Genomic DNA, 9,896 nt, shown 5'->3' on the forward strand with positions numbered 1-9,896 from the left:
CGATGCTCGCCGGGCTCGCGGTTTGCCTGACCTCCGTTGTTCGCCGTGCTTGGAATCGTTCCACAACATAGCGATTGCCCGGGCAAGACGAGGCTCTGTATAGCAATGGGTGATCGGCAACGCGATGAAGCTGCCGGTCGTCGCAGCGTGGTGGCCATTCGTTTCGCTGGCGTTGCGCCGCCGAGCCCGCCTGCCGTTCGCTCCTCGCAATCCGGTGCTGCCTGCCGATGACGGATACGACCAAGCCGAATGCATGGCCATCGCAGGCACGCTACCGCCTGATGGTGGCGGGCCGGACCCTCCTCGCGATCTTCGGAGGCTATGCCCTCGCGGCGATCACCACGGCCTTCCTCTCCCTGACCTTGCCCCTAGACCGTTCGGAGGCCGTTGCCGCCGCCACCCTGGCGAGCTTCGCGATCATGGCGGCGGCGGTGATCTGGGTGTTCTCCGCCCGCACTCTCGCCCGCGCGGCGATCGGACTGGCGCTTCCGGCTTTGTGGCTGGGCGCCGGTCTCTGGCTCGCCCTCGGCAGCGCGGTGCAACCGGCATGAAGCAGGGGTTTCGCCAATCGATGGCGTGGCTGCACACCTGGGCGGGGCTCGTCACCGGCTGGGTGATGTTCGCCGTCTTCGTCACCGGCACCGCCACCTACTACAAGTCCGATATCTCCTTCTGGATGCGGCCCGAATTGCGCGCACAGGCGGAATACGACGTGGTCCGCGCGGCCGAACTCGGCGTCGCCCATCTCAAGGTCCATGCGCCGAAGGCCATGGCTTGGTTCGTCGGCCTGCCGCAGCCCGACAAGCCGTATATCGGTGCGTACTGGATGGTCACGCCGGACGGCGAGTTCGGCAAGGCCCTCCTCGATCCCGACACCGGCGCGCCGACACAGGCTCGGGCCACACAGGGCGGCGACTTCTTCTACCGCTTCCACTACGAATTGCAGATGCCCCCGGCCCTCGGCCGCTGGATCGTCGGCATCTGCGCGATGGTCCTGCTCGTTGCCCTCATCAGCGGCATCGTCACTCATCGGCGGATCTTCGCTGATTTCTTCACCTTCCGGCGTTCGAAATCCGCCCAGCGCGGCTGGCTCGACGCGCACAACGTCACCGGTGTTCTGGCACTGCCGTTCCACCTGATGATCACCTATACGGGCATCGTCTCGCTCGCGCTCATGTACATGCCCTGGGGCATGGTGAGCGTCTACAAGGGCGACGAGCTGCGTTTCTACGTCGAGTCCGGCCAGATGCCGGCCTGGCGGGCCGCCGAGGGCAAGCTGGCCGAGCCGGCGCCGCTCGGGCCCCTCATCCGCCGCGCCCAGGCCGAGGTGAGCGAACCGCTCGAGATGGTCTCGATCAACAATCCCGGTGACGCCAATGCCACCGTGGTGGCGGTGTTCGAGGAGCCCCATGGGCTCGCCCATCGCCATCCGCAGATCGCCTTCCACGCGGTGACCGGGGAGGTGGTCGAACGGACCGGGCCGCTGAAGCCGGCGGCGCATGCCTATACGAGCTTCGTCGGCCTGCACGAGGCACATTTTGCCGGGCCGGCCCTGCGTATCCTGTTCTTCCTGTCCGGCCTGATGGGCTGTGCCGCCATCGCCACCGGCCTCGTCCTGTGGACCGTGGCACGCGCACCGAAGGGCGTCGTCCGTGCCGCCCCCGGCTGGCGCCTCGTTCATGCGCTCAACATCGGCACGATCCTCGGCCTGCCTATCGGCATGGCGGCGCTCTTCCTCGCCAACCGCCTCATCCCCGTGGATTGGGCGGCTCGGGAATCCTGGGAAGGAGGCGTGTTCTTCGGAATCTGGCTCCTCGCCGCCCTGATCCCCCTCGCTCGCCCGCATCGCCGGGCGTGGGGCGAAATGAGCTATGCCGCCGCTCTCCTCTTCCTCGCCGTCCCCCTGGTCGATTGGGTGTGGGTCGGGTGGCGCACCGACTTCCTGGGCTTCGACGCCGCCATGGTGGCGCTCGCCCTGGCCTTCCTCTTCGGCGCGCGCAAGCTCGGGCGTCACGAGGTACAGCTGAGGGAGGCTGCCCGCCCCACCGGAGATCTCGCCCGAGCATGACGCCCCTTGCCGTGTCCCTGACCTCCCTCCTGAGCTTCTCCGGCCTCGCCTGCCTTTGCCTGAGCATGGACCGGCATGGCCGGACCCTGTTCCAAGGGCGCCCCTCCCGGCGCCGGGACAGGGCGTTCCGCATGGCGGGCTGGCTCCTCATCGCCCTGGCCTTCGCGGCCGCCGTCCTCACGGCGGACTGGAATTTCGGTCCGGTGCAATGGCTCGGCTCGCTCACCGGGGCCGCGCTCCTCGTCGTGGCACTGATGTCCTATCGCCCGGCCTGGATCCGCCCGGCGGCCATCGCGGCGCTTCCCCTCGCCATGGCCACCGCCTTCTTCGTCTGAGCCGCCGGCGGGTTCCCGCCCGGCCGGATGGGCCTATGTGAAGCTCTGCTCGACAGGCTTTCACGAGGATGATCGATGGCCCTCGACCCTGCTCTCGCCGACCGCATCGCCGCCTCCGTGGAACGGGGCTTTGCCGATCAGGTGGCCCATATCCAGGCGCTTGTCCGATTCGGCTCGGTGCGGGGCGCCGAGCACGCGATTCAGGACCACGTCTTCCGCTGCCTGAGGGACCGCGGCTACGCCATGGAGCGGGTCCGCATGGATCATGCGGCCATTGCCGCGCATCCCGGCGGGGGACGGATCGCGCCCGACCATTCCGACGCGCCCATCGTCGTCGCCTTCCACCGTCCCCGCCAGGAGACCGGCCGCTCGTTGATCCTGCAGGCGCATGTGGACGTCGTGCCCCCCGGCCCCCTCGATCTCTGGGCCCATCCGCCCTTCGACCCCGTGATCCGGGGAGACTGGTTGTACGGCCGGGGGGCTGCCGACATGAAGGCCGGCCACGCCGCCAACCTCTTCGCCCTCGATGCGCTGGCCCGGATCGGGCTTCAGCCGGCAGCCACGGTGACGGTCCAGTCTGTGGTCGAGGAGGAATCCACCGGCAACGGCGCTCTCATGGCCCATCTGCACGGCTACCGGGCCGATGCCGTGCTGATCCCCGAGCCCGAGGACGAGAAACTCGTGCGCGCCAATACCGGCGTGCTCTGGTTCACCGTCGAGGTGCGGGGCACGCCCGTCCATGTCCGCGAGATGGGGGCGGGGGCCAACGCCATCGACGCGGCCTACCGGGTGATCGGGGCCCTGCGCGAACTCGAGGACTTATGGAACGCCCGCAAGGCGGGGCGCCGCCATTTCGAAGGCGAGGCGCATCCGATCAACCTCAATGTCGGCCGGATCGAGGGGGGCGATTGGGCGTCATCGGTGCCCGCCTGGTGCCGGATCGCGTGCCGGATCGCCATCTATCCCGGCGTCGCCGCGGCGGATGCGGCGCGCGAGATCGAGGCGGCGGTGGCGGATTTCGCGCGGACCGACCCGTTCCTGGCAAAGACGCCGCCGCTGGTGGCCTTCAATGGCTTCTTCTCGGAAGGCTACGAGTTGGACGAGGGCTCGGAGGCCGAGGCTGTGCTCGCTACCGCGCACAAGCGGGCCACGGGGACCCACCTTCGGAGCTTCATGTCGCCGAGCTATCTCGATACCCGCGTCCATGCCCTCTACGATCGGGTTCCGGCCCTCTGCTACGGGCCGATCAGCGAGAACATCCACGGTTTCGACGAGCGCGTCAGCCTCGCTTCGGTCAAGCGGATCACCACCGCGATGGCATTGTTCGTGGCGGAATGGTGCGGGACAGAGCCACTCGCGCGCGCGTAAGCGTGAGCGGAGCGGCACCGGCCACACCCGCTATCCAAACCCGCCGGGCCGGCGTTACTCCGCCGGAGCCGGAGCACCGCCATTCGCGCCACGGATGCCGATGCGCTCGGACAGGCGCAGGATGTTCATCATCAGTCTGTTGACGATCTCGGTCTCGTTGGCGCCGTTGCGCACGTCGAGCCCGTAGCGGACCGTGACCTCGATGGCGTCCTGGCTGAGGTTCGAGACGCTGACCTGCGTGCGGTCGGGCGCCGATTCCGGAATCTCCGCCACGAGGTCGCGTACGCCGCTCACCAGGGCCTCGATCTGCGGCACGCTGGTGGCGTAGGGCAGGGGGAGCTTCGCCGAATTCAAGTGGAAGCGGCGGGTGCCGAGGTTGTTCACCACCGCATCCGAGAGCTTGCCGTTCGGCACGACGATGAGACTGTCATCGGCGGTGCGGACCCGCGTCGAGCGGATGCCGACATGTTCCACCGTGCCCTTGGTGTCGCCGGTGGCGATCCAGTCGCCGCGCCGGAACGGACGGTCGACGGCGAGGATGCCGGCGCCGAACACGTTGGAGAGCGTCTCGCGCGAGGCGAAGGCCACGGCGAGGCCGCCGATGGACAGGCTCGCGATCACGCCCTCGTAGGGGAGGGAGAGTTGCATCGCCACGTAGGTGAGTCCCGCTCCGACGAGAGCGATCTTGAGGGCGCCGAAGCCTAGGGAGACGAGGATGTTGTCCATGCTCACGCGCCCGCTCTCGTCGCCGGTGAAGTAGGTCGCCACCACGGCGTCGATGATCCGCCAGCCGAGCCAGACCGTGGACAGGGCGAAGAGGACACCGGCCACGCCGACGGAGACCCGTGTCGCCAGGTCCGGCAGGCCGAGGGCCGGCATGAGGGCCGCATAGACGATCAGGGTCAGCGTTCCGAGAAGTGGCAGGCGGAAGGTCCTTCGTGCTCCATCCGGGTCCAGCCGGCCGACGGAGCGGACGAGAAAGGCCGTCACCGGCTTCGAGACGAGCCAGCCGAGCGCCAGGGACAGCAGCATCACGGCTGGCCAGCCCAGGGCCTGCCAAGCCTCCAGCGGCCCCACCGGGGAGAGAAGGCCGGGCGCCAGCCCGCGCACCGACCGGCGCAACTGGAAGAAGACGGAAGGAGGCTCGGGTAGCCTCTGCCCGTCGGCCGACGGCATGCCTTCCACAGCCACGTAGAGATCGCGGGCGTTGCGCACGGTGTCTCCGGAGAACTTCCAGGTCGCTCCGTCGCCGACGCCGTCCGGCGCGATCACCACCTGGCCCACGGGATGGCTGAACACCATGGCCGGGGACCGGCTGGCCGGGTCGTCGGAAATCTCCTGCGGCTGCAGCAACCCGATCCGGTTCAGGATTCCGTTGAGGTACTGGGCGGTCAGGCCGCCCTGGTCGTCGCGCACCGCCTCGCTCAGGGCCTTGAGGTCGAGGCTGTCGAGGGCCTGGCGCCGCCCGTCCTCGCTCCAGGTGTAGAAGGCACGCGTGAAGCTGCGGTAGGCGTCGCGGGCGTTCTTGCGCAGGCGGTAGGCTTCCGGGCTGGCCGGCCGCCCGCCGGAGCGGGCGAACAGGCTCTTTCGCGCCTCCGCCAGAGCCGCATCGTCGGGCATGGACAGGAACCAGCGCTCGCCGCGCTTGACGAAGCGCAGCGGCAGCACGGCTCCGGTGCCCGCCTGTTCGATGCGGATCTCCGCATCCTCCCCGCCGGCGCGCGCGTCGGGAATGGAATGGAGCCGGAAGGTGGTCTGGTCCACGAGATTGAAGAGCGTCTGAGCCCTGCCGAGCTTTTCCTCCGGCGCCATCGCCCCCGCGCCGGAACTGAAATCCACCACCGCCACGGCACGGACCATCTGGTCGGGGGCGTCGTAGCGGGCATCGTTGCCCGCCTGCAGGAAGCTGCGCATGGTCTCGCGCGGCCCGGTCTGGATCAGCCCCTGCTCACGCTCGTCGCCGGGAATGCGGCCTCCCGTCCACCATTCGCCGCTGTCGAACCGGCCCATGAAGGATTGCCCGTCCGGTGCCAGCACGAACTCCACGATCCCGGAGCGTCCGCCCTGGAACCAGCGCGCGTTGAGCACCCTGTCATGGGCCTCGCCCTCGATGCGCCCGTCATAGGCGAGGTAACTGCCGCGGACCTTGCCGCCATCCTGTTTCATCTCCACCCGGGCGCCGCCGTCCCGCCAGCGGGTGTTCCAGGTTCCGCTCCAGTCCGGTGCGAGGGCGAGGGCGGAGGTGGACAGAGACAAGAGGGCAAGCAGAAGGGCGGCGACGAATGGCATGGAGCTCCTCGGTTGGGACGCGGCGCAAACTATAGGTGGGTCCGTCGAGGTCAACCGGAGGGAGCCCTGACGCAGCCCTGACCCGACCTCGGCGGGACCGCATTCCTGAGGAGATCGGCGCGGCGCCCGGGCGAGTTTTGGCACCATGCCGCGATCGGATCGGACGGCCATCGACCCTGACGACTGGCGGGATCGGTCGGATGGTGCGAGCCTTGCGGTGCGCCCGTCGACGAAACCCCAGCCGAGGTCCGCATGGCCCCCGAGGCGAACGCCACAGCCCCCCGCCGCCGGAGCCAACCCGCCCGCGCGGCCATCGCCTCCTTCGTCGGGACCACGATCGAGTGGTACGATTTCTTCATCTACGGCACGGCGGCGGCGCTGGTCTTCGGGCCGCTGTTCTTTACCGAATCCACGCCCTTCGTCGCGACCCTCGCCGCCTTCGGCACCTTCGCGGTGGGCTTCCTGGCGCGGCCCCTCGGCGGCGTGGTCTTCGGGCATTTCGGTGACCGGTTCGGGCGCAAGAGGGCCCTGGTCATCACCCTGGTGATGATGGGCATCGCCACGACCGGGATCGGCCTGCTGCCGACCTATGCCACCATCGGCATCTGGGCGCCGATCGCCCTGGTCGCCCTGCGCATCCTTCAGGGCATCGCGGTGGGCGGCGAATGGGGTGGCGCCGTGCTGCTCGCCGCCGAACACGCACCTAAGGGGCGCTCGACCTTCTTCGCCTCCTTCGCCCAGCTCGGGAGCCCGGCCGGTCAGATCCTCTCCCTTCTGGCGTTCCGCCTGGCGGGGTTGATGGACAAGCCGAGCTTCATGGAATGGGGCTGGCGCCTGCCGTTCCTGGTCAGCGTCGTGCTCCTCGTGGTCGGCCTCGCCATTAGGCTCGGCGTGGAGGAATCACCCGAATTCGAGGACAGCCGTGCCGAGACACGCCGGGATGTCGCGCCGATTCGCGAGGTCTTCGCCACCAGCCTGAAGCCCCTGGCGCTGGCCGCCGGCGCCAACACCTTCGGCATCGGCTCGGTCTACCTCTTCAACACCTTCATGATCACCTACACGACCCAGTATCTCGGGCTCGAGCGGGCGACGATCCTCGACGCCCTGCTCGTCGCCGCCTTCATCCAGCTGGTGATGACGCCGGTGGGAGCGCGGATCGCCGAACTCATTCGCAATGAGCGCCTGTTCCTGCAGATCGCCCTGACCTGGGCGATGCTGGCGCCCTATCCGCTGTTCCTGCTGGTGGACATGCGGGCGACGTGGGCCATCACCCTGGGCCTCGGGCTCAACGTGCTGGGAAGCGCCACCTTCTACGCGGTCATCGCCGGCTACGTGGCCGGCGCTTTCCCGACGCGGGTACGCTACACGGCGATCTCCGTCGCCTATCAGTTCTGCGGCGCCATCGCCGGAGGGCTCACGCCCATCGTCGGGACGATCCTCGCCGAGCGCTTCCAGGGCCATTGGTGGCCGATCGCCGCCTTCGGGACGACGCTCGCGGCGATCTCGTTCCTCTGCGTCACCGGGCTCGGCCGATACAGGGCGCGACAGGCCGGATCTTGAGGTGCGATTCACGGAGCCGTCGCGGGATGAGTGGCAGACCCGCCGTCAACGCCCCTTGCCGGAACGCCCGACACCTTATATTGCGACGCGATAGCTCGATCCCGTGACCCGGCGCTGCCGGCCGCATCCCTGCGGCCCGTCGCGTGACGGGCTCTTCTCGCTGCCGGATACCTTATGAAGCTTCGCAACATCGCCATCATCGCCCACGTCGACCACGGCAAGACGACGCTCGTCGACAAGCTCCTGTCCCAGTCGGGGTCGTTCCGAGACAACCAGCGCGTCGAAGAGCGCGCGATGGATTCGAACGATCTCGAAAAGGAGCGCGGCATCACCATCCTGGCCAAGGCGACCTCGGTCGTCTGGAAGGATACCCGCGTCAACGTCGTCGACACCCCGGGCCACGCCGATTTCGGCGGCGAGGTGGAGCGTATCCTCTCGATGGTGGACGGCGTGATCGTGCTCGTCGATGCCGCCGAGGGCCCGATGCCCCAGACCAAGTTCGTGGTCGGCAAGGCCCTCAAGATCGGCTTGAAGCCGATCGTGGCGATCAACAAGGTCGACCGTCCGGACGCCCGCATCACCGAAGTGGTGAACGAGGTGTTCGACCTCTTCGCCGCGCTCGACGCCACCGACGACCAGCTCGATTTCCCGATCCTCTACGGCTCGGGCCGTGCCGGCTGGATGGCGACGTCGCCCGACGGATCCCAGGAAGACGGTCTCGCGCCGCTCTTCGACCTCGTGCTCTCGCACGTGCCCCAGGCCAAGGTCGAAGAGGGTCCGTTCCGGATGCTCGGCACCCTGCTCGAAGCCAACCCCTTCCTCGGCCGCATCATCACCGGCCGCATCGCGTCCGGCACCGTGAAGCCGAACCAGGCCATCAAGGTCATGGACCGCACGGGCAAGCTCGTTGAGACCGGTCGCGTCTCGAAGATCCTGGCCTTCCGCGGCCTGGAGCGCGCGCCCATCGACATCGGTGAGGCGGGCGACATCGTCTCCATCGCCGGCCTCGTGAAGGGCACCGTCGCCGACACGTTCTGTGACCCGCAGGTCGAGACCCCGATCCAGGCCCAGCCGATCGATCCGCCCACCGTCACCATGTCCTTCATCGTCAACGATTCGCCGCTCGCCGGCACCGAGGGCGACAAGGTGACGAGTCGCATGATCCGCGACCGCCTGTTCAAGGAGGCCGAGGGCAACGTTACGCTCAAGATCGAGGAAGCGGCCGACAAGGATTCGTTCTTCGTCTCGGGCCGCGGTGAGTTGCAGCTCGCCATCCTGATCGAGACCATGCGCCGCGAAGGCTTCGAGATCGCCGTGTCGCGTCCCCGCGTGGTGCTCTCGAAGGACGAGAACGACAACGTCCTCGAGCCGGTCGAAGAGGTCGTGGTCGACGTGGACGAGGAGTACTCGGGCGTCGTCGTGCAGAAGATGTCCGAGCGCAAGGCCGAGATGATCGAGATGCGGCCCTCCGGCGGCAGCCGCCTGCGCCTCGTCTTCCATGCGCCGACCCGTGGCCTCATCGGCTACCAGGGCGAGCTCATGACCGACACGCGCGGTACGGCGATCATGAACCGCCTGTTCAAGGCCTACGAACCCTACAAGGGCGAGATGCCCGGCCGCCGCAACGGCGTGCTCATCTCCAACGACAAGGGCGAGGCCGTGGCCTACGCCATGTGGAACCTGGAGGATCGCGGCCCGATGATGATCGAGCCCGGCGCCAAGGTCTATCAGGGCATGATCATCGGCGAGCACAACCGCGAGAACGATCTCGAGGTGAATGTGCTCAAGGGCAAGAAGCTCACCAACATCCGCACCACCTCGAAGGACGAGGCCGTGCGCCTGACGCCGCCGATCCGCATGACCCTGGAGCGTTCGCTGGCCTGGATTCAGGACGACGAGCTGATGGAAGTCACGCCGAAGTCGATCCGTCTGCGCAAGACCTATCTCGACCCCAACGAGCGCAAGCGCTTCGAGCGTTCGGGCGGCGTCGCCTGAGGGGCACGCCCCACGATTTGCACCACATGAAGGCCCGGCGTCTCCAGGCTGTGTGGAAAGCCGGGCAATTTGATAGACTGGCCGCCTCGGGAACGGGGCGGCCATTTTCATGGGATACATCGTCGGCGAGGATCGGGCTGAGGCGTCGCTGATGCCGGCGTGCGTCGAAGATTACGTGGGGGCGGAGGCGGCCGTCCGCGTGATCGACGCCTTTGTCGACGGGCTCGACCTGTCAGGTCTCGGCTTTGTCCGCTCGGTTCCCGCTGCGACGGGGCGCCCGG

Annotated in this window: 7 protein-coding genes; 6 read left to right on the top strand and 1 reads right to left on the bottom strand. The window is 68.1% G+C overall.

All coding sequences use genetic code 11. From position 1 onward, the window contains the following. Positions 1-227: 227 nt before the first annotated feature. From MKK51_RS05580 to MKK51_RS05595, 4 genes are all read left to right on the top strand, one after another. Positions 228-551, top strand: a complete 324-nt coding sequence (locus MKK51_RS05580) for an iron transporter (protein ID WP_243975540.1) — start codon at positions 228-230, stop codon at positions 549-551. Next, positions 548-2,068, top strand: a complete 1,521-nt coding sequence (locus tag MKK51_RS05585; RefSeq protein WP_243975541.1) for a PepSY-associated TM helix domain-containing protein — start codon at positions 548-550, stop codon at positions 2,066-2,068. Before MKK51_RS05580 ends, MKK51_RS05585 begins: the two co-directional genes overlap by 4 nt. Continuing rightward, the gene (locus MKK51_RS05590) at positions 2,065-2,403 is read left to right on the top strand and encodes a DUF3325 domain-containing protein (RefSeq protein ID WP_243975542.1); all 339 of its coding nucleotides are present in this window, start codon (positions 2,065-2,067) and stop codon (positions 2,401-2,403) included. Before MKK51_RS05585 ends, MKK51_RS05590 begins: the two co-directional genes overlap by 4 nt. Positions 2,404-2,478: 75 nt before the next feature. Beyond that, entirely contained in the window at positions 2,479-3,771 is a 1,293-nt protein-coding gene (locus MKK51_RS05595; protein ID WP_243975543.1) for an ArgE/DapE family deacylase, read from the top strand. A gap of 54 nt (positions 3,772-3,825) precedes the next feature. On the opposite strand, the gene MKK51_RS05600 is transcribed toward MKK51_RS05595, so the two are convergent. Further along, a complete protein-coding gene (locus tag MKK51_RS05600) occupies positions 3,826-6,060 on the bottom strand; it encodes a mechanosensitive ion channel family protein (protein ID WP_243975545.1) in 2,235 nt (744 codons plus the stop codon). A gap of 252 nt (positions 6,061-6,312) precedes the next feature. Between MKK51_RS05600 and MKK51_RS05605 the strand changes: the two genes are divergently transcribed. Then, entirely contained in the window at positions 6,313-7,620 is a 1,308-nt protein-coding gene (locus MKK51_RS05605; protein ID WP_243975547.1) for an MFS transporter, read from the top strand. Between the two features lie 174 nt (positions 7,621-7,794). Beyond that, positions 7,795-9,615 (top strand): translational GTPase TypA, encoded by a 1,821-nt coding sequence (gene typA / locus MKK51_RS05610; protein ID WP_018041955.1) that lies wholly within the window; start codon positions 7,795-7,797, stop codon positions 9,613-9,615. Positions 9,616-9,896 lie beyond the last annotated feature (281 nt).

It is taken from the genome of Methylobacterium sp. E-045, assembly GCF_022829685.1.
Lineage (GTDB): Bacteria > Pseudomonadota > Alphaproteobacteria > Rhizobiales > Beijerinckiaceae > Methylobacterium.